16 protein-coding genes are annotated in these 17,528 nt (G+C 70.0%); 9 read left to right on the plus strand and 7 right to left on the minus strand.

The genetic code is table 11. From position 1 onward, the window contains the following. Positions 1 to 50 precede the first annotated feature (50 nt). Complete coding sequence (locus OGL88_RS04405) at positions 51 to 1,283, minus strand: Gfo/Idh/MocA family protein (RefSeq protein WP_374114419.1); 1,233 nt, start codon at positions 1,281 to 1,283, stop codon at positions 51 to 53. A gap of 200 nt (positions 1,284 to 1,483) precedes the next feature. Here OGL88_RS04405 and OGL88_RS04410 point away from each other — a divergent pair, with 200 nt between their 5' ends. From OGL88_RS04410 to OGL88_RS04425, 4 genes are all read left to right on the plus strand, one after another. After that, positions 1,484 to 2,461 carry a carbohydrate ABC transporter permease gene (locus OGL88_RS04410; RefSeq protein ID WP_228506149.1) on the plus strand — a complete coding sequence of 326 codons (978 nt, stop codon included), beginning with the start codon at positions 1,484 to 1,486 and terminating at the stop codon, positions 2,459 to 2,461. A gap of 15 nt (positions 2,462 to 2,476) precedes the next feature. Further along, positions 2,477 to 3,418 (plus strand): carbohydrate ABC transporter permease, encoded by a 942-nt coding sequence (locus OGL88_RS04415; protein ID WP_111084668.1) that lies wholly within the window; start codon positions 2,477 to 2,479, stop codon positions 3,416 to 3,418. 24 nt (positions 3,419 to 3,442) lie between these two features. Beyond that, complete coding sequence (locus OGL88_RS04420) at positions 3,443 to 4,816, plus strand: ABC transporter substrate-binding protein (protein WP_263090006.1); 1,374 nt, start codon at positions 3,443 to 3,445, stop codon at positions 4,814 to 4,816. A gap of 156 nt (positions 4,817 to 4,972) precedes the next feature. Continuing rightward, a complete protein-coding gene (locus tag OGL88_RS04425) occupies positions 4,973 to 5,605 on the plus strand; it encodes a ScbR family autoregulator-binding transcription factor (protein WP_263090008.1) in 633 nt (210 codons plus the stop codon). Here the strand turns inward: OGL88_RS04425 and OGL88_RS04430 are convergent. The 4 genes from OGL88_RS04430 to OGL88_RS04445 all read right to left on the minus strand — a co-directional run bounded on the left by OGL88_RS04430 (position 5,568) and on the right by OGL88_RS04445 (position 9,552). Beyond that, positions 5,568 to 5,996, minus strand: a complete 429-nt coding sequence (locus OGL88_RS04430; protein WP_263090010.1) for a BLUF domain-containing protein — start codon at positions 5,994 to 5,996, stop codon at positions 5,568 to 5,570. The two genes, OGL88_RS04425 and OGL88_RS04430, sit on opposite strands and share 38 nt — an antisense overlap. A 63-nt stretch (positions 5,997 to 6,059) precedes the next feature. Then, the gene (locus OGL88_RS04435) at positions 6,060 to 7,205 is read right to left on the minus strand and encodes an AI-2E family transporter (protein WP_123291852.1); all 1,146 of its coding nucleotides are present in this window, start codon (positions 7,203 to 7,205) and stop codon (positions 6,060 to 6,062) included. A gap of 71 nt (positions 7,206 to 7,276) precedes the next feature. Continuing rightward, a complete protein-coding gene (locus tag OGL88_RS04440; RefSeq protein WP_263090012.1) occupies positions 7,277 to 8,491 on the minus strand; it encodes an MFS transporter in 1,215 nt (404 codons plus the stop codon). Positions 8,492 to 8,598: 107 nt separating this feature from the next. Then, positions 8,599 to 9,552 (minus strand): nuclear transport factor 2 family protein, encoded by a 954-nt coding sequence (locus OGL88_RS04445; protein WP_263090014.1) that lies wholly within the window; start codon positions 9,550 to 9,552, stop codon positions 8,599 to 8,601. Between the two features lie 94 nt (positions 9,553 to 9,646). On the opposite strand from OGL88_RS04445, the gene OGL88_RS04450 reads away from it, so the two are divergent. The 4 genes from OGL88_RS04450 to OGL88_RS04465 are packed head-to-tail and all read left to right on the plus strand — an operon-like array spanning position 9,647 to position 12,120. Beyond that, the gene (locus OGL88_RS04450) at positions 9,647 to 10,027 is read left to right on the plus strand and encodes a winged helix-turn-helix transcriptional regulator (protein ID WP_263090015.1); all 381 of its coding nucleotides are present in this window, start codon (positions 9,647 to 9,649) and stop codon (positions 10,025 to 10,027) included. Positions 10,028 to 10,081: 54 nt separating this feature from the next. Continuing rightward, positions 10,082 to 10,804, plus strand: a complete 723-nt coding sequence (locus tag OGL88_RS04455) for an MSMEG_4193 family putative phosphomutase (RefSeq protein WP_263090016.1) — start codon at positions 10,082 to 10,084, stop codon at positions 10,802 to 10,804. Between the two features lie 33 nt (positions 10,805 to 10,837). Further along, entirely contained in the window at positions 10,838 to 11,365 is a 528-nt protein-coding gene (locus tag OGL88_RS04460) for a DUF3090 domain-containing protein (protein WP_111084657.1), read from the plus strand. Continuing rightward, on the plus strand, positions 11,362 to 12,120 hold the full coding sequence (locus tag OGL88_RS04465; RefSeq protein WP_263090018.1) for an SCO1664 family protein: 759 nt from the start codon (positions 11,362 to 11,364) through the stop codon (positions 12,118 to 12,120). The genes OGL88_RS04460 and OGL88_RS04465 overlap by 4 nt, the downstream gene beginning before the upstream one ends. Positions 12,121 to 12,450: 330 nt before the next feature. Here the strand turns inward: OGL88_RS04465 and OGL88_RS04470 are convergent, their stop codons facing one another. Further along, complete coding sequence (locus OGL88_RS04470; RefSeq protein ID WP_263090020.1) at positions 12,451 to 14,469, minus strand: vWA domain-containing protein; 2,019 nt, start codon at positions 14,467 to 14,469, stop codon at positions 12,451 to 12,453. Continuing rightward, entirely contained in the window at positions 14,462 to 15,847 is a 1,386-nt protein-coding gene (locus OGL88_RS04475) for an AAA family ATPase (protein WP_205462990.1), read from the minus strand. The genes OGL88_RS04470 and OGL88_RS04475 overlap by 8 nt, the downstream gene beginning before the upstream one ends. Before the next feature lie 203 nt (positions 15,848 to 16,050). Between OGL88_RS04475 and OGL88_RS04480 the strand changes: the two genes are divergently transcribed. After that, on the plus strand, positions 16,051 to 17,505 hold the full coding sequence (locus OGL88_RS04480; RefSeq protein WP_308202602.1) for an MFS transporter: 1,455 nt from the start codon (positions 16,051 to 16,053) through the stop codon (positions 17,503 to 17,505). The last annotated feature ends 23 nt before the right edge of the window (positions 17,506 to 17,528 follow it).

Raw genomic sequence — 17,528 nt, forward strand, 5'->3', positions numbered from 1 at the left:
AGTCGCGTTCGGGTGCCGGCCCGTGTGGACCGACACCCGAACGCCACTTGCTATTCGCTGGCGATACTAGACGAGGGCACCGCCGAGGTCGTCTCCGGGGCGTCCCCGAAGTCCGGCACCTCGAGGCGTGCGCCCCCCTGCAGGGCCGACTGGTGGGCGATGATGCCCGGCAGTGTGAAGCGCGCGGCGGTCCAGGCGTTCACCGGCGGCAGGGTCCGGTCGACGACGGCGCGGACGAAGTCGTCGGCCAGGAACTGGTGCGAGCCCTCGTGCCCGGTCGGCACGCCGGCGTACTCGGCGGGCAGGCGGTCGGTGTCGTGCACCTCGGCGTACCCGGACACGAACGCGTCGCGCAGCGAGGGGTCGACCCCGGCGAGACGCGGGTCGTCGAGGTCCATCGTCGCCTGCGTGTTGATCTTGTCGCTGATGTCGTGCGAGTCCTCCTTGTCCTGCCAGACGCTGACCTTGGCGAGCTGCTCGAAGCTGGCCTCGGTGCCGAAGTAGCGGAAGCGGGACTCGCGGATGTGCGACGGGTAGCCGACGCGGCGCATCTCGTTGATGCGCATGACCCCGCCGTTGTCGAGCTCGAACAGGGCGGTTGCGTTCGAGAAGTCGTTGTCGAACTGGCTGACGTCCTTGTCGAACACCCCGTCGCCGCGGTCGTCCTTGACGCCGATGCAGCTGACGCTGACGGCGTGGCCGGGGATGGCGCCGAGGACGCCACCGACCGAGTGCGTCGGGTAGAGCATGGGCGGGTAGCTGGCGGTCTGCTTCCACTGGTCGCCGCCGCTGAACTGGTACGCGGCGTAGAAGCCGAGGTCCATGTCGTGCACGTAGTCGCCCTCGGCGTAGAAGACGCGGCCGAACGCACCCTCGGCGACCTGCTTCCGCGCGAACACCGTCGCCGGGTTGTAGTAGCTCGTCTCGCCCATCATGTAGGTGAGCCCGGTCTCGCGGACGGCCTCGATGATGGCGCTGATCTCCTCGACCGAGATCGCCATCGGTACGGCCGAGTAGACGTGCTTGCCGGCGCGGAGCGCCTTGACGACGAGGGGGCCGTGCGTCCAGCGCTGGGTGAAGATCGCGACGGCGTCGACGTCCGAGGCGAGCACGGCGTCGAAGTCGGCGAACGTGCCGTCGAGGTGCTGCGACTCGACGAGCTCCGACGCGCGGTCGTCGACGAGGTCGGTCACGAAGACGCGGTCGACGTCCGGGTGGAGCTTGAACAGCTTGGCGAACTGGGGGGCGAACTGGCCCGCGCCGACCATTCCGACAGAGATCATCAGTGACCTTTCCAAGGTGAGGGATGCGTCGCCGGGCAGGTCGCGCCGATGCGATCGAGCGCCATCCTGACACGATTGTCTACACGTGACAACCCCGGAATCGAACCGCGAAAAAGCCTCTTGCCACCCGCTGTCCCCACGTGTAGATTCCCGGCTCACGGACTGCTGCACGTCAGTCCACCGCAGACGAAGGAGTCGCGATGGCCACCGAGAGCCCTGTGTCGTCACCCTTGACGACCGCCAGCACGAGACGGAGGAGCCGGGCAGCCGACCTCCCGCTCGCCCGCACCACCGTCCCACGCCGCCGCCGTCCCCGGAACGACCTGTGGCTCGCGCTGCTGTTCATCGCGCCGGCCGCGATCGGCTTCGTGGTGTTCCTCGCCTGGCCGACCGTGCGGGGCATCTACCTGAGCTTCACGTCCTACAACCTGCTCACCGAGCCGGAGTTCACCGGGCTGCAGAACTACGCCCGGCTCGTGCAGGACTCGATCTTCTGGCACTCGATGGTCGTCACGATCGAGTACGTGCTCATCAACATCGTCATCCAGACGGTCGTCGCGCTCTTCATCGCGGTGATGATGCACCGCCTGACGAAGTCGACCTTCGTACGCGGCATCGTCCTCGCGCCCTACCTGGTGTCGAACGTCGTCGCGGCGCTCGTCTGGCTGTGGATCCTCGACACGCAGCTCGGCATCGGCAACGAGATGCTCGCGGCCCTCGGCCTGGACCGCATCCCGTTCCTGCAGAGCGACGTCTGGGGCATCCCGTCGATCGCGCTCATCAACGTGTGGCGGCACGTCGGCTACACGGCGCTCCTGATCTTCGCCGGACTGCAGTCGCTGCCCGAGACCGTCTACGAGGCCGGCCGCATCGACGGTGCGAGCGAGTGGAAGATGTTCTGGCGCATCACGGTGCCGCTGCTCCGCCCGATCCTGTCCCTGGTGCTCATCATCACCGTGATCGGGTCGTTCCAGGTGTTCGACACCGTCGCCGTCACCACGCAGGGCGGTCCCGCGAACGCCACGAACGTCGTGCAGAACTACATCTACAACCTGGCGTTCGGCCGGTTCCAGTTCGGCTACGCGTCCGCGGTCTCGGTCGCGCTCCTCATCGTCCTCAGCATCATCACGATCATCCAGTACCGCCTCACCCGCTCGGGTGAGTCGGACCTGGACTGAACGGAGCGCCGCACCATGACCACGACCCTCACCCGTTCCGTCACCACGAAGCGTCCGCCCCGACTCGGAGCCGGCCACCGTCGCCGTCCGTCGGTCGGCCGCGTCCTCGCCTGGGTCGCGATGATCATCGTCATCGTCGTCACCCTGTTCCCGTTCTACTGGATCCTGCGCACCGCCCTGTCGTCGAACGGTGCGATCAACTCCGACCCGACGTCACTGCTGCCCGTCGGGTTCAGCCTGGGCGGGTTCGAGCGGGTCCTCGGCCTGCAGTCCACCGAGGAGGCCCTGGCCCAGGGTGGCTCCGGCGCTGCCCTGAACTTCTGGCGGTACCTGCTCAACTCCGTGATCGTGTCGACGCTCGTCACGGTCGGCCAGGTGTTCTTCTCGGCCGCTGCCGCGTACGCCTTCGCCCGACTGCGCTGGCCCGGACGCGACAAGGTCTTCGGGGTGTTCCTCGCCGGCCTGATGGTGCCCGCGATCTTCACGCTGCTGCCGAACTTCACGCTCATCAAGCAGCTCGGGCTCGTCGACAACCTGCTCGGCATCGCGTTGCCGACGATGTTCATGACCCCGTTCGCGGTGTTCTTCCTGCGACAGTTCTTCCTCGGCATCTCGAAGGAGGTCGAGGAGGCCGCGCTCATCGACGGCGCGGGCAAGGTCCGGGTGTTCTTCCGGCTCGTCATCCCGATGGCCGCCGCGCCGATCGCGACGCTCGCCGTGCTGACGTACATCACGAGCTGGAACGACTACTTCTGGCCGCTCATGGTGTCGTACACCGACAGCTCGCGGGTGCTCACCGTCGCACTCGGCGTCTTCAAGTCGCAGTCCCCGCAGTCCGGCACCGACTGGGCCGGGCTCATGTCCGCGACCCTCGTGGCGGCGCTCCCGATGATCGTGCTGTTCGGCGTCTTCGCCAAGCGGATCGTCAACTCCATCGGCTTCTCCGGGATCAAGTAGCCCCGGCTCGGACAGGACCACACCATGACGAACACCCTCTCCCGCCGCGCACTGTTCGCCGGCGGCGCCTCAGCTCTCGCCCTCGGTGCGCTCGCCGCCTGCTCGTCCCCGAGCCGGGGGACCGCGTCGAAGAGCGGCGCCCGCACCGTGAGCTACTGGCTCTGGGACTCCAACCAGCTGCCCGCCTACCAGCAGGTCGCGAAGGCCTTCCACCGTGAGAACCCCGACATCACGGTCCAGATCACCCAGCTCGGGTGGGCCGACTACTGGACCAAGCTGACGGCCGGGTTCATCGCGGGTACCGCGCCGGACGTCTTCACCGACCACCTGACGAAGTTCCCGCAGTTCTCCGACCTCGACGTGCTCTACAAGCTCGACGAGCTCGACGCGACGAAGTCCATCAGCGACGACGACTACCAGTCCGGCCTCGCCGAGCTGTGGAAGGGCCAGGACGGGCACCGCTACGGCTCGCCGAAGGACTGGGACACCATCGCGATGTTCTACGACCGGAAGGCGATGCAGCAGGCCGGCGTGTCCGACGACGAGCTCGCCACGCTCGAGTGGAACCCCGACGACGGCGGCTCGTTCGAGCGGATGCTCGCGCACCTGACCGTCGACTCCAAGGGTCGGCGGGGTGACGAGCCCGGGTTCGACAAGGAGCACGTCGAGGTCTACGGCATCTCGTCGAACGGGTCCGGCGGCGACGGCTTCGGCCAGACGCAGTGGTCGCCCTTCACCGGGTCGACGGACTGGTTCTACACGAACGAGAACCCGTGGGGCGACAGGTTCCGCTACGACGAGAAGACCGTGCAGGACACCCTCGCCTGGTACTACCGCCTGGCCGACAAGGGCTACATGGCGAAGTACGGCGTCTTCTCGACGACGACCGGTCCCGACGTGCAGCTCGGCGCGGGCAAGTGCGCGCTGTCCTTCAACGGCTCGTGGATGATCGGCACCTACCTGAACATGCAGGACCTCGAGATCGCCGTCGCGCCGACGCCGATCGGGCCGACGGGCAAGCGGGCGTCGATGTTCAACGGGCTCGGCGACTCGATCACGAAGCAGGCGAAGGACCCGGAGGCGGCGGCGAAGTGGGTCGCGTTCCTCGGCGGCGACACCGCGCAGGAGATCGTCGGCCGCGCGGGCGTGGTGTTCCCGGCCCGTCCCGCTGGTACCGAGGCGGCGGTCGCGTCGTTCCGGAAGCGCGGGCTGGACGTGTCGGCGTTCACCCGGCAGGTCGAGGAGAAGACCACGTTCCTGTTCCCCGTCACCCGCAACCCGGCGGACGTGCAGGCGCTGCTGCAGCCGGCCTTCGACAACGTCTACGCGAACGGCAAGCCGATCTCGACGTTGACCGGCATCAACGAGCAGGTCAACAACCTGCTGGCGCTCACCTGAGCGCGCGGGTCGCCTGACGCGGTCTGACGCGACCACGATCGGACTGGGCCCACGCCGCCGGTTCCGGCGCGACGCGCCAGCGGCGTGTCGGCCGTGTCGGTGGGGAGAGGCGCGGTGCGGGCCCGCACCGCGCCTCCCGTCCGTGAGACTGGTCACGTGGAACGACGTGAGCAGATCCTGGTGGCCGCTGCGGAGGAGTTCGACCGCGTCGGCTTCGCCGCCGCGACGATCGCGGCCATCGCCCGCGGGGCGGGCGTCTCGCAGGGGGCGCTGCACTTCCACTTCCCGACCAAGTTGGCCCTAGCGCTCGGCGTGATCGACGAGCAGAACGTGCGGACGTTCGACGTCGTGAGCCACACCGAGCAGTCGCCAGCAGCCGCCCTGGTCGGTGCCTCACGAGCCATCGCGGACCTGCTGCGGACCGACCCGATCGTGCGGGCTGGCATCCGGTTGTCACTGGAGCGCGGTGAGTTCCACGCGGCGACGGTCAGCTTCTACGAACAGTGGATCGGCGGGATCGTCGACGTGTTCCGGCTGGCGATCGCGAGCGGCGAGCTCCGCACCGACCTGACCGCGGAGCAGCTCGGCGCCACCGTCGTGCCGTACTTCACGGGCGTGCAACTGGTGTCCGACGTCCGCACCGGGCGAGCCGACCTGTTCCCCGCCGTCGCGACGATGTGGCGGGTGGTGCTGACGGCCACGGCGGACCCGGCGCACCGCGACCGGCTGCTCGGAGTCGTCGACGAGGCGTTCAGCGGTCGTGGAGCTCGCGGTCGCGGAACCACTTGAGCAGCCACGCGGCGCTCGTGCGGTCGAACGACCGCGGGAAGTCCGTCCCGCCGGACAGGAACGGACTGAAGCCCGGCTCCGCGTGGACGTCCGCGTCGTCGAGCGAGCGGTAGGCCATCGACCAGCCGTCGAAGCGTCGTCGCTCGATGTCCTCGCGGATGAGCGACTTCACCTCGCCGTGCCGCGGATCACGGCTGATCGCGGCGAACCGGTCGTCGACGCTCCACGCGGGACCCTCGAGCAACTGCATGAAGCGGCCGCCCTTCACGACGAGCAGCCCGGAGACGCCGAGCGCCTCGTTGCGGAGCCGTGAGCCGTCGAGCAGCGTCGCGAGGTCGCCGTCGTCGAAGGGGACGACGGCGCGACTCATGTAGACGATGGAGACGAGCACGTGTTCATCTTCGTGCGACGGGCGCGATTGCGCGAAACGGATGTCCGCAGAACGCCCCGGAGCTCAGTCGGCGGGGAGTTCGTGGGCCGTGACGTCCTCGTTGCGCTTCTTGCGCCACGGACGCGCGGGGGTGTTCGGGCCGTCCCAGACCAGGATCGCGCCCCACGCGGCGGCCAGCAACGGCACCGAGATGATGGCGCCGGTGATGCCCGCCAGGACGGTGCCCGCGGTCAGGCCGATCAGGATGACCAGGCCGTGCAGCTTCAGGGTGCGACCCATCAGCACCGGCTGGAGCAGGTTGCCCTCGAGCTGGTTCACGAGGATCACGATCCCGACGACGATGAGCGCCTGGACGGGACCGAGTGCGACGAGCGCGACCAGGGCCGCGAGGATACCGGCCGCGGTCGCACCGACGATCGGGATGAAGGCCGTGATGAACACGACGACGGCCAGGGGGAGTGCCAGCGGGACGCCGACGATCGCGATGCCGACACCGATGCCGATGGCGTCGACGGCCGCGACCGTGGCGGTGCCTCGGACGTACCCGCCGAGGGTCGAGACGACGCGGTCGCCGACCCGGCGTGCACGGTCGTAGCGCTCACCGGTGAACGGGCGGAGCAGGAACTCCCAGATGCTCGGGCCGTCCTTGAGGAAGAAGAACAGCACCACGATCATCAGCACGAGGCCGGTCAGGAAGTTCGCGGTGGCCGAGGCGCCGGCCAGGGCACCGGAACCGAACTGCGCACTCGTGATGAAGTCGGTGACGGACGCCACGGCGTCGTCGACCTGCTTGTCCGAGATCGAGATGGGCAGGTTCTTCGCGAAGTCCTGCAACTGCTGGAACCCGTCGACGGCCGACTTCTGCAGCTGCGACCACTGGTTCTCGACAGCGACGACGATGAGCCACCCGATGAGCCCGAGCACCGCGAGGACGCCGATGAGCACCGCGAGGGTCGCGAGGACCGACGGCACCTTGTGCTTGCGCAACCAGGACACGATCGGGTGCATGGCCGAGGCGATGATGAGCGCGAGGAGCACCGGGATGGTGACGACGCTCAGCACGCTGCCGGCGTAGACGACGCCGGCGATGACCACGACGACGATGATCACCTGCAGGCACCGCGTCGCGAGGCGGCCCGTCGAGTCGGACCACGCCGCCTGGATCTTCGAGGGGGTGGTCGGCTGGGGGCTGTCGCGGAAGAACGGCATGGGATCGACCGTACCGATCCGCGGGGCGGCGCGCTCGGACCCGCGCTCGGACCCGCGCGCGGCGCCGCGGCTCAGGTGGGGACGGTCCGCCGGACGTCGGCGTCGCGGCAGTCCCGGGCTGCGGGCGCGACGAGGAAGGCGGCGACGAGCAGCACGAGGGGCACGAGCATCGCGGCCTGCAGCCCGAGGTGCTCGCCGACGAAGCCGAGCAGGGGCGGTCCGACCAGGAACGCGATGTAGCCGGCGGTGGCCACGACCGACACCCGGCGGTCCCCGTCGGTCGGGTGGTCACCCGCTGCCGAGATCGCGAGCGGGAACCCGAGGGCGATCCCGAGCCCCCAGACGGCCGCGGCGATCGCCGTGACGACCGGACTCGGTGAGACCACCACGAGCAGGACACCGATCCCGCCGACCGCGGCGCAGAGCCGGACGACCGGGGCTCGCCCGAGCCGCGTGACGAGCGGGGTGCCGGCCGACCGGCCGATGAGCATCGCGAGCGCGAACCCGGTGAAGACGAGCGAGCCGACCGCTTCCGGGGCGTCGTGGTCGGTCGTCATCAGGAGCGGGAGCCAGTCGCTGGCGGCGCCCTCGGCGAAGGCCATCGCGAGCGTGATCACCGCGATGAGCGCGAGCTGCACGGTGATGACGGAGCGGCGGGTCGCCGTGGTGACGCGGGACGTGCTGGCGGCGTCTGCGGTGTCGGCCACGTCCGTTTTCGCCGCCGCACGCGGCATCGGTTGCAGGTTGAGCGCCGCGAACGCCGCGAGTGCCGCCATCACCGCGGCCCCCACGAGCAGGTGCACGACCACCGGTGCCCGGGCAGCCGTCATCGCGATGCCGACGACCCCGCCGACGACGGTCCCCAGGCTGAAGCAGGCGTGCAGCACCGGCACCACCGGGCGGCCGATGTGTCGTTCGACCGCGGCGGCCTCGACGTTCAGCCCGATCTCGGCGACCCCGGACCCGAACCCGATCAGGAACAGCCCCGCCCAGACACCCGCCGGCACCTGCGCCGGGGCGAGCAGGGCGACGAGGACCATCCCGACCACGGGCAGCGCGCCGCCGAGCAGGATCAACGGTCGTGTCCCGAGCCGTCGGACGAGCGCACCGGCACCGAGGATCCCGATCATCGACCCGATCGACAGCCCGAGGAGCACGAGCCCCATCGCCTCGATCGACGCCCCGAGTTCGTCGCGGATGGCGGGCGTCCTGGTCACCCACGTGGCGATGCCGAAGCCGGTCATCGTCGACGTGGCGAACAGGGCCCCTCGAGGGTGCCGGGTCATGTGACCATCTGATCGGTCCGCCGACGGCCCGTCAAGGGTTCGGTCGTCCGGCGCGCGGTCGGCGGCGGAGCGTGCCCACGGCGCGAGCAGCGGTCGAGCTGATCGCGCTAGCTCGTGGGGACGACGTCCCAGTGCTCGCGGATGGGGCCACCGTCGACGCGGAACAGGTCAGCAGCGAGCAGCGGGTCGTCGGGCTTCGCTCCGACCGCCCGGGAGAAGGTCCAGACGACGTCGCCGTCGGAGAGCGAGATGACGGACTGCTGTGCCGGGAACTGCGCACCACTCCCGAACAGTTGCTTCAGGGCGGCCGTCCCGTTCGGAGCAACCGAGTTGTGCTGGAGGTACGCGGGGTCGAAGGCGCGGTCGAGGATCGACGCGTCGTGGTCCCGGAACAGCGTGTCGTACGCCGAGACCGCGAAGACGCGGTTGCGTTCTTCCTGACGTTCCGACGGCGCGGCGGTCGGACGTGCCGGCCGGTACAGGTCGCTGAACATGGTGTTCGTGTTCCCGCTGGCCGGTGTGCCCGTCGGGATGGGCTGCTCGAGCGACCAGTGCTCGACGACCCGGCCGTGCTGGAGGCGGAACAGGTCGACGGCGGCGTCACCGCGGCGTTCGTCGCACGGGTCCGGTGCGATCTGCCAGTGCACGGCGACCAGGTCGCCGTCGGCTGCGGTGCGCTTGACCACTGCTCGTGCACCGGGAACACGGGCGCGGTCGGCCGAGAACTGTGCAAGGAGGCCGTCCGGCCCGGCGGCGGTTCCGGCTCCGTGCGCGACCGCGCTCGGGGAGACGAGTCGAGCCGCGAGCTGCCGGGAGGACCTGCTGCCGGGATCAGCGAAGGTCTGGGTGATGAGCCGCCGGACGCTGCTGGCGTTGCGGTGTTCGGTGACGGTGTCCCGTCGATCCGCGGCGGCCGTCGCGCTCGACTGCTGCCGGGCTGCGGGGGCAGCGACCGCCGGCGTGGAGACGGCGAGTCCGGTGATGAGGGCGGCTCCGGCGGCGACGGCCGCGCCACGGGCGACACGGCTGGAGCGTGCGCGTGCGATCAGGTCGTCGGTCATGGTGTTCTCCTGTTCGTGTGACGTCATCGGGTGGTCGCAGCATCGCAGGAAACTCTCTCGAGCACAGGTACGCACCTTTTTGTAAGCTGCTCACATGGACGTCGGAATCGTGGAACCGCCTGCACCACTCGCACGCGACGAGGATGCTTCCGCACGCTTCCCCGCGGCGTGTCCGTCGCGAGTCGTGCTCACACACGTCACGAGCCGGTGGGGCGTCCTCGTGCTCCTCGCGCTCGAGCCGGGCAGCATGCGCTGGAGCGAACTGCGACGCACCATCGAGGGGATCAGCGAGAAGATGCTCGCCTCGACCCTGCGGACCCTGGAGCACGACGGGATCGTGACCAGGGTCGCCCAGCCCACGATCCCGCCCCGGGTGGACTACTCGCTCTCCGAGAGCGGCGCCGAACTGGCTGCGCGACTCGTCCCGCTGATGGACTGGATCCTCGAGCACGCCGACACCATCGTGGGTCGCTGACCGCCGTTGCGCTCGACCACCTGGCGCCGGTGATCGCCGCCTAGGATCGGGCACATGGCGACCGTCCTCCTCGTCCGACACGGACGCACCACCGCGAACGCCACGGGCGTGCTCGCCGGACGCACCGCCGGCGTGCGACTCGACGCCGTCGGCCGGAAGCAGGCCGACCGCACCGCGGAGCGCATCGCCGCCGTGCCGGTCGTGGCCGTCGTGTCGAGTCCGCTCGAGCGGTGCCGGCAGACGGCCCGGGCGATCCTGGAACGACAGTCGGGCGACCCCGCGTCGGCGATCGAGCGGGCGATCACCGAGGCGGACTACGGCGAGTGGCAGGGGCGGAAGCTCGCCGACCTGGCGAAGGAGCCGCTCTGGCGGACGGTGCAGGCGAACCCGAGCGCCGTGGTGTTCCCCGGCGGCGAGTCCATGCAGACCATGCAGTCCCGGGCGGTGTCGGCCGTCCGTCGCATCGACGCCGAGGTCGAGGCGGAGCACGGGCCCGGAGCGGTCTGGGTCGCGGTGAGCCACGGCGACATCATCAAGTCCGTCCTGGCCGACGCGTTCGGCATGCACCTCGACCTGTTCCAGCGCATCGGCGTCGGGCCGGCGTCGGTGTCGGTCGTGCGGTACGGCGAGCACCGTCCCGAGGTGGTCGCGACGAACACCGAGTCTGGCGACCTCTCGTGGCTCGCGGCCGCTCCGGCGCCCAGCGGCGACGCAGCGGTCGGCGGTGGGGCCGGACATCCTGAGCCCCCGTCCGAGGCAGGCCCTGCCAGACCCTGAACGGGCGCAGGCCCGCACTCCTACAATGCGGGTATGCCCTCCATCGTCCACGGCTTCGACTGGCCGGACCGCCTCGTCGTCGGCACCATCGGCCGTCCGGGCGAGCGCACCTTCTACCTGCAGGCCCGCTCCGGCAAGCGTGTCACCAGCGTCACCCTCGAGAAGGAACAGACCGCCGTGCTCGCCGAGAAGATCGACGAGCTGCTGGACGAGGTCGCCACGGTCGAGGCGAACCGCTTCAGCGTGCCGGACACCGCCCCCGCGGAGCTCCGCGACCCGGAACCGCTCGACCAGCCGGTGGAGCCCGAGTTCCGAGCCGGTGCCCTGAGCCTGGGCTTCGACCCGTCGACGGCGCAGGTGGTCATCGAGGCGTACCCGATCGACGACGACGTCGAGATCGTGTCCGAGGAGAGCGAGGACGGCCTCGAGATCGAGGCGGTCGTCGAGATCCCCGAACCCGACGAACTGTTCCAGGTCAAGATCCCGGTCGGTACCGCACGCGCGTTCGTCGAGCGCACCCGCGAGATCGTCGCCGCTGGCCGTCCGCCCGGCGACGCATGAGCGACAGCTCACTGAGCATCACGGCGCGGATCCGCGAGGCCTCGAACGCGACGTTCCTGGCCGAGCTGGACGGTGAGGCGGTCGTCTACAAGCCGATCGAGGGGGAGCGTCCGCTCTGGGACTTCCCCGACGGCACGCTCGCCGGCCGAGAGGTCGCGGCGCACCTGGTGTCCAAGGCGTTCGGCTGGGGGATCGTCCCGCCGACGTGGCTCGGTGACGGCCCGTTCGGCCCCGGCATGGTGCAGCGCTGGCAGACCGTCGACCCGGACCAGGACGCCGTCGACCTGGTCACCCCCGAGATCGCCGAGGCGGACGGTTCACCGTGGCTGCCCGTGCTCGAGGCGATCGACGAGCACGACCAGCCGGTGACGCTCGTGCACGAGGACTCCGAGGCGTTGCGCCGCATGGCCGTCTTCGACGTCGTCGTGAACAACGCCGACCGCAAGGGCGGACACGTGCTGGCGATGCCCGACGGACACCGGTACGGCGTCGACCACGGGCTGGCCTTCCACGTCGAGCACAAGCTCCGCACGGTGCTGTGGGGGTGGATCGGCGAGCCGCTCGGGCCGGACGAACTCGAGGGGCTCGACCGGGTCTCGGAAGCGCTCCGCGGTGCCCTGGGCGACGAACTCGCCGACCACCTGACGCCGGAAGAGGTCGACACGGTGCGCGCGCGGTGTGCAGCACTCCGGGCCGTCGGCATCTTCCCGCCACCGCCGGGGCACGGCCCCGCGGTGCCCTGGCCGTTGTTCTGATCCGCCCGTCGTGAGCCTGCGGCGCGGCCGCGGCGACTGCGGTCCGGGTCGGTGGGGCCCGTCGGGTCCGGGCCCCACCGACCGGTCCGCGTCCGTGATCCGTGGACGCGGAAACCCGTGAGGTGGCGTGCGCCGTTGCACTCCGGGACCTCGCGGGAGTCGACCGGTCGAGAACGGATCAGGTGCACTCGGCCGACCGCTTCCGGCGCACCGACGACGTCGGCGCAGGAAGAACGATCACGGCGGCCGGGGTCTGGGGCAACTGTGGTGGCGCTCAGCATACGACTGCGGAGCCCCGCGCAACAGTCCCTGTCGGGATCGACTCGGCGGCTAGTCGAACAACGACGGCCCGCCGCGGCGCGACCCCAGGTACGACCCCACGACGGCGACGCCGAGGTCGTCGTTCTCCGGAGCGACGACCGAGCCGTCCACCCGCTTCGCCATCGCGTCGATGAACCGTGCCAGCCCCGGGTCGTCGCCGAGGCGGAAGAACGTCGTCTGGGCGCCGAGACGACCGGCGTTCTCGAGCTCCCGAACGGTCAGGGCGATCGTCACCGGGTCCGGCGGGTAGTCGAACCACACCTGGCCGTTCGGCTCGAGGTGTGACGTCGGTTCCCCGTCGGTGACGATGAGCAGCACGGGTTGCGCGGTCGGGTGCTTCCGGAAGTGCCGGTTGGCGAGGAGCAGCGCGTGGTGCAGGTTCGTGCCCTTGTCCCACATGGCGTCGAGACCCACGAGCTGCTCGATGTCGACGACCTCGGCCTCGCGGCCGAACGCGATCAGTTGCAGGTCGTCGCCGCGGAACCGCGTCGAGACGAGCGTGTGCAGCGCCAGGGCCGTGCGCTTCATCGGCACCCAGCGGTCCTCCATCGCCATCGAGAACGAGGTGTCGACGAGCAGCGCCACGCAGGCCTGAGTGCGGGACTCGGTCTCCTGCACCTCGACGTCGTCGATGGTCAGGCGGACGCCCGGGCCGACCCGTCCGTCGGCCGCGGTCCGGGTCAGCGCGTTCGTGATCGACCGGGTGACGTCCCACGGCTCGGTGTCGCCGTACGCCCACTGCCGGGTCGCGCCCGAGGGTTCGCCGGACGCGCCGGACTGCCGGACGTCGCGGGCACCCTGTCGGCCGGACATCCGCTCGGCGACGTCGCGGAGCAGGCTCTTGCCGAGCTGCCGCATGGCCTTCGGTGTGAGCCGCAGCTGCCCGTCCGCTCCACGGCGCATCGCCCCGGAGTTCCGCAGCGCCTTCTCGAGCTGCTGCAGGGTCCTGGCGTCCACGGCGGCCTCGGCGCCGAGCTGCCGGGTCAGGGCGTCGAGGTCCAGGTCGTCGAGCTCGGAGCCCGGTCCGGACTGGGCGAGTTGGTCGGCGAGGGCGTCGAGGTCGGCGATGTCCTGGAAGACCCCGGTGCCGTCGCCGAGTCCGAGCCCCTGGTCGCCCTCCATGCGCTCGGATCCGCCCCAGTCCTCACCGGGCCGCAGGGACCGCAGGTTGCCGTCGAGCTGGGACAGCTGCCCCATCAGGTCGGGGGAGCCGAAGGCCTGCTGGGCGAGGGCGTCGAGTTCGTCGCGCTGCTCCTCGGTCATCGAGTTCCGCATCCGCTGGGCGGCGGCGGCCCGTGCCGCGAGGTTGTCGAGCAGCTCGTCGACGTTCGCGGGGTTCGACGGGAAGTACTCGCCGTGCTCGGCCATGAACGCGTCGAACTGCTCCTGCGAATCGGTGCCGGCGCGGTGGTCCTCGAGCAGCTGGTTGAGGTCCTGCATCATCGCGCTGACCGCGGCCCGGTCCTCGTCCGTGGCGCCCTCGAGCGCCTGCTTCATGCCGGCGAAGCGCTGGTCGAGCACCTCGCGGCCGAGCAGGTCCTTGATCTCGTCGTACTGCTGCCGGGCCTCGCGGCTCGTCCAGTCGTACCCGCCGAGCTCCTGCACCGCGGCGGCCGGCGACGGGGACAGGCTGTCGAGCTGCATCTCGGCGAGGGCGCGGTCGCCGTCGTCGAGGTCGACGTTGCGGGCGAGTTCGCCGCGTTCGGCACGGAGCGCCTGGTCGAGCAGTTCGCGGACCTGCTGCAGGGTGCCGTCGAGGTTGTTCTTCGCGGTGAGTTCCCGCCGCCGTTCCGCGACCTTGCGCGCGAGGTCGTCGAGTCCGCGCTGCGTCCGGCCGCCTCGGCGCAGGAACTCCCGCATGGCGCGTTCCGGTGAGGTGCCGGCCATCACGTCCTGCCCGATGGCGTCGAGCGCTTCAGCGAGGTCGGCGGGTGGCGCGAGCGGATCCGGACCGTCGTGGTACTTCCCGTACAGCGCTGCGGCCCCGTACCGGGTGTCCCGCGTCAGTCGTCGGTTCTGCCTAGCCATAGACGGCTTCGCCCCCGCCGGACTCCTTGCTGATGCGGCGAGCGAGGAAGAGCCCCTCGAGTGCGAGTTCGATCGCGCCCGCGCGCTCGCCGTCGTTCGTGGCGCCGAGTCGCTCGCAGACCTGGTCGTACAGGTCGGACTCACCGATCGACGGCAGCCCCTCGAGGAACGCCCGTGCGCCGACCTGTTCGCCCGTCGTCACCATCGTCCCGCCGTCGAGGGCCTCGACGAGCACCCCGAAGTCGAGCCCGCGGAACCGGGCACGCACCGTCTCGGCCGTGGCGGTCCGCAGCAGGTGCTCGAGGACCTCGTCCGCCCGGTCCTCCTCGCCGTTCTCGAACTCGATCTTTCCGCCGAGCACGTCGACCGCGGTCTCGAGGTCGATCGGTCGCGCGACGGCGTCCGGCTCACCCTGGCGTGCCGCACGGTGCACGGCCGCCGCGGCCACCGTCTCGGCGCCGGCGATCGCGAACCGGGCGCTGACACCGCTGCGCTGGTCGACCGCGCTCGACCCGCGCAGGGCACGGGTGAAGCGGGCGAGGATCTCGACGATCGCGTCCGGCACCTCGGCGGTGAGCTGCGCCTCCTGCCGGATGACGGCGATCTCGTCCTCGAGCTCGATCGGGTAGTGGGTCCGGATCTCCGCGCCGAAGCGGTCCTTCAGCGGCGTGATGATCCGGCCGCGGTTCGTGTAGTCCTCCGGGTTCGCGCTGGCCACCACGAGCACGTCGAGGGGGAGTCGGAGCACGTAGCCACGGATCTGGACGTCGCGTTCCTCCATCACGTTGAGCATCGCGACCTGGATGCGTTCGGCCAGGTCGGGCAGCTCGTTGATCGCGACGATGCCGCGGTGGCCCCGGGGGACGAGTCCGAAGTGGATCGTCTCCGGGTCGCCCAGGCTGCGCCCTTCGGCGACCTTCATCGGGTCGACGTCGCCGATCAGGTCGGCGACGCTCGTGTCCGGCGTCGCGAGCTTCTCGACGTAGCGGTCGTCGCGGTGCCGCCACGAGATCGGCAGGGCGTCACCGAGGTCTTCGGCTCGGCGGGCACTGGCGGTGGTGATGGGCTCGTAGGGGTGCTCGCCGAGTTCGGAGCCGGTGATCACCGGGGTCCACTCGTCGAGCAGGCCCTGCAGGGTGCGGAGCAGGCGGGTCTTGCCCTGGCCGCGCTCGCCGAGCAGGACGACGTCGTGTCCGGCGATCAGGGCTCGTTCGAGTTGCGGGATCACGGTCGTCTCGAACCCGTGCAGGCCGGGCCAGGGGTCGTCTCCCGCGCGCAGCGCGGTGAGCAGGTTGTCGCGGATCTCGGCGCGGACCGTCTTCTGGACGTGGCCAGAAGTGCGGAGCTCGCCGACCGTGCGGATGTCGGGTCGGGTCACGTTCTGGACGTTACGCCGTTGCGGACGGGAGGCGCGGTGCCAGCTGGCAGCGGGCCTCCCGTCCGCTTGTGGGTTTCCATAGCAACCGCAATGATTGAGACTCCGGCATCGGAGCCGGATTCGATAGGGGGATCCGGCTCCGAGCCGGCCCCGTCGTACCGAATCTGAACCATCTCGCCGATCTCGGCGTACGTTCCCCTCTCGTGAGCAGCACGAACGGGGCGATCAAGAGCCTGGTCCCCGCCAGGATGGACAGACTGCCGTGGACGCGGTTCCACTGGAGTGTCGTCGTCGGACTCGGGGTCTCCTGGATCCTGGACGGGCTGGAGATCCAGATCGTCTCCAACGCGGGCTTCCAGGCCGACCTCAACCTGTCGACGCAACAGGTGACCTCCCTCGGCACGATCTACCTGGTCGGCCAGGTGGTCGGCGCGCTGGTGTTCGGACGCATGTCCGACCGACTCGGGCGGCGCAAGCTCTTCATCCTGACGCTCGCGATCTACCTGATCGGTTCCGGCATCGCCGGCCTCGCCCAGGACTTCTGGTTCCTGGCCGCGTTCCGGTTCGTCGCGGGCCTCGGCATCGGCGGCGAGTACGCGGCGATCAACTCCGCGATCGACGAACTGATCCCGGCGAAGTACCGCGGCCACGTCGACATCGCGATCAACGGCACCTACTGGGGCGGCGCCGCGCTCGGTGCCTTCGCGAACATCTACCTGCTCGACACGGCCAACTTCTCGGAGAGCATCGGCTGGCGCATCGGCTTCTTCCTCGGCCCGGTGCTCGGCATCGCGATCATCTTCCTGCGGCGGCACATCCCCGAGAGCCCACGATGGCTCATGACCCACGGGCGCGAGGAAGAGGCCGAAGCGACCGTCACCCAGATCGAGGAGGCGGTCGAGAAGTCCACCGGCAAGCGGCTGCCGGACGTCGACGAGTCGAAGGCCATGACCGTCACGCCGACCGACCGTGTCGGGTTCCTGACCATCGCGCGCGTGCTGCTCAAGCAGTACCCGACGCGCACCCTGGTCGGGGCGTCGATGATGATCACGCAGGCGTTCCTCTACAACGCGATCTTCTTCACCTACGCGCTCGTCCTGACGAACTTCTTCGGCCTGAAGACCGCGCAGACGTCGATCTACTTCTTCCCGTTCGCGATCGGCAACCTGCTCGGACCGATCATCCTCGGTCGGTTCTTCGACACGTGGGGCCGCCGGCAGATGATCTTCCTGACGTACCTGGTGTCCGGGCTCGTCCTGGCCACCTCGGCGTTCCTGTTCCGTGCCGACGCGATCTCGGCGACGGTGCAGGTGGCCTTCTGGTGCGTGTCGTTCTTCTTCGCTTCCGCCGGTGCCTCGAGTGCGTACCTGACGGTCAGCGAGATCTTCCCCCTCGAGCTCCGGTCGCAGGCCATCTCGTACTTCTTCGCCCTCGCGCAGGTCTTCGGTGCGGTCGCGCCGCTGATCTACGGAGCCTTCATCGGGGACGGGTCGTCGCGTGATCCGCTCTTCTGGGGGTACTTGCTCGGCTCAGCGGTGATGATCGGCGGTGGGGTGATAGCCCTGGTCTTCGGGGTCGATGCGGCGCGGAAGGGGCTCGAGGACGTCACGCAACCCCTGTCCGTCCTGACCGGGGACGCGGAGCAGCAGCGGCGCTGACCGCCGAGGGCGGTCACGCAACA

The organism is Curtobacterium sp. RIT-PI-V, assembly GCF_025642935.1.
GTDB lineage: Bacteria > Actinomycetota > Actinomycetes > Actinomycetales > Microbacteriaceae > Curtobacterium.